The organism is Polaribacter sp. (assembly GCF_965656025.1).
GTDB lineage: Bacteria > Bacteroidota > Bacteroidia > Flavobacteriales > Flavobacteriaceae > Polaribacter.
In genome coordinates this window covers 4,283-6,566 of record NZ_CBFHJT010000046.1, presented here as the reverse complement: position 1 = coordinate 6,566, position 2,284 = coordinate 4,283, and the positions used below count along the sequence as shown (strand labels likewise).

General features: G+C 28.0%; 1 protein-coding gene. It reads left to right on the top strand.

What is annotated here, in order from left to right; translation table 11 throughout:
* Positions 1–295 precede the first annotated feature (295 nt).
* Positions 296–2,254 carry a protein-disulfide reductase DsbD family protein gene (locus ACTG3S_RS09595; RefSeq protein WP_439129144.1) on the top strand — a complete coding sequence of 653 codons (1,959 nt, stop codon included), beginning with the start codon at positions 296–298 and terminating at the stop codon, positions 2,252–2,254.
* Positions 2,255–2,284 lie beyond the last annotated feature (30 nt).

Below are 2,284 nucleotides of genomic sequence, written 5' to 3'. Positions count from 1 at the left end.
TCTGCTTTTAATGCCAATCAATTTGGTTTTGGCATTTCATATACAGATATTTTTGCATCATCACACATCTGGCAATTGGGTCTTAAAAGTGTTGATTTAAAGTATTTTAGATATGATAGAAACACTACTTTTAATGCTAACATTATAAATGTTGCTTTTAAATTTGTAATGGACTAAACGTTAAGTTTTTAATAAAAATTCTATTAAAGTAAAATGCCACATCACTTTCCTATTTTATTGGGGGATAAAATAAAAAAAGTGTTTGTGGTTTTTTAAAATAAAAACACACCAAAAAATGAAAAAAATATTTTTACTTATAGCAGCGTTTATTTGTTTTTTAAGCAATGCACAACAAGGCATCATTGACCCTGTAAAATGGGATTCAAAAGTTGAAAAAATATCTAAAACTGAATACAACATTATTTTAACAGGTAATATTGATAAAGAATGGCATGTCTTTTCTCAATTTACTAGTGAAGATGGTTCTTTACCATCAGTGTTAACTTTTGAAAATAAAGAACAAAATTATGAACTTATAGGCCTTGCAAAAGAAAGTGCCACTGTAAAAGCCTATAATGAAGTGTTTGGAGTGGATGAAACTTACTTTTTAAATAAAGTTCAATTTACGCAACAAATAAAAATAATTTCTGACACTTTAAATCAAATAAATATTCATCTAGAATATCAGGTATGTAAAGATATTTGTATCAATAAAGAAGAAAATTTTGTAATTTCTTTGAATGGTGGTATAATAAAGCTAGAAAATATTTCTGTAGATGAACGTAGTAAAGAATTAAGTAATCAACTAATATTAAACCTTAAAAATAAAGAGAAATTAAATGCAAGTTCAGGAGTGGTTAGTTCTGATGGTAATCTATGGAAAATTTTTGTTCTTGGTTTTTTAGGTGGTTTAGTAGCATTACTTACACCTTGTGTTTTTCCAATGATTCCACTTACAGTATCCTTCTTTACAAAACAATCTGGTACAAAATCAAAAGGTATTAAAAACGCAGTTTTATATGGTGTATTTATTATTGTAATCTATGTAGCATTAAGCATCCCATTTCATTTTTTAGATTCAGTTAACCCAGAAATCTTAAATACAATATCCACTAATATTTGGCTAAATATTATTTTCTTTATCATATTTATCTTTTTTGCTTTTTCTTTCTTTGGTTATTATGAATTAACATTACCTCATTCTTGGTCGAGTAAAATGGACAATGCTTCAAATTCTGGAGGTTTAATTGGTATTTTCTTTATGGCAGTTACCTTGGCTTTGGTTTCATTTTCTTGTACAGGTCCTATTTTGGGTTCATTACTTGCAGGTTCTCTTACAAGTGATGGTGGCGCATTTCAATTAACTGCTGGTATGTCTGGTTTTGGAGCTGCATTGGCTTTACCTTTTGCACTTTTTGCTTTGTTTCCTAACTTATTAAAATCGTTACCAAAATCTGGTGGTTGGTTAACCACTGTAAAAGTTTTATTGGGTTTTGTAGAATTAGCATTGGCTTTCAAATTTTTATCAAATGCAGATTTAGTTGCACATTGGGGTATTTTAAAACGTGAAGTATTTATTGGTATTTGGATGGTTATTTTCATCTTAATGGCATTGTATTTCTTTGGAGTTATACGTTTTCCTCACGATGGTAAAAAGAAATTTAGTTTTCCTAAAATTTCTTTTGCAATTTTAATAACAGCTTTTGTTATTTATTTGGGTACAGGTTTAACTAAAAATTCTCATTTAAAATTATTAGCAGGTTTTCCACCACCAACTTTTTATAGTTTGTATGAACAAGCTTCTGATTGTCCATTAGGTTTAGATTGTTTCAAGGATTTTGATGAAGGTCTAGCATATGCTAAAGAAAACAACAAACCAATACTTTTAGATTTTACAGGTTGGGCATGTGTCAATTGCAGAAAAATGGAAGAAAATGTTTGGAGTAAACCAAAAGTATATCAACTTTTAAAAGAAAATTATGTCTTAATTTCTTTGTATGTAGATGATCGAAGAGAATTACCTAAAGAAGAGCAATTCAAAATAAAAATTAGCGAAAATCATCTTAAAACGATTGAAACTTTTGGAGATAAATGGTCAACCTTTCAATATCTAAACTTCCAAACGGCTTCACAACCTTATTATATTATCTTAAATTCCAATCTTCAAATACTTAGTGAAGCTAAACAATACATAAATATTGAAGAGTATTATAGTTGGTTAAATAAAAGTAAAGATATATTTAACAATATTTGAAAAATTTAAGATATCAATCAACAATAAAAT

Bases quoted from the DNA above. Each gene is read 5' to 3' on its own strand.
- ACTG3S_RS09595 (WP_439129144.1), top strand. From the start codon at position 296: ATGAAAAAAATATTTTTACTTATAGCAGCGTTTATTTGTTTTTTAAGC.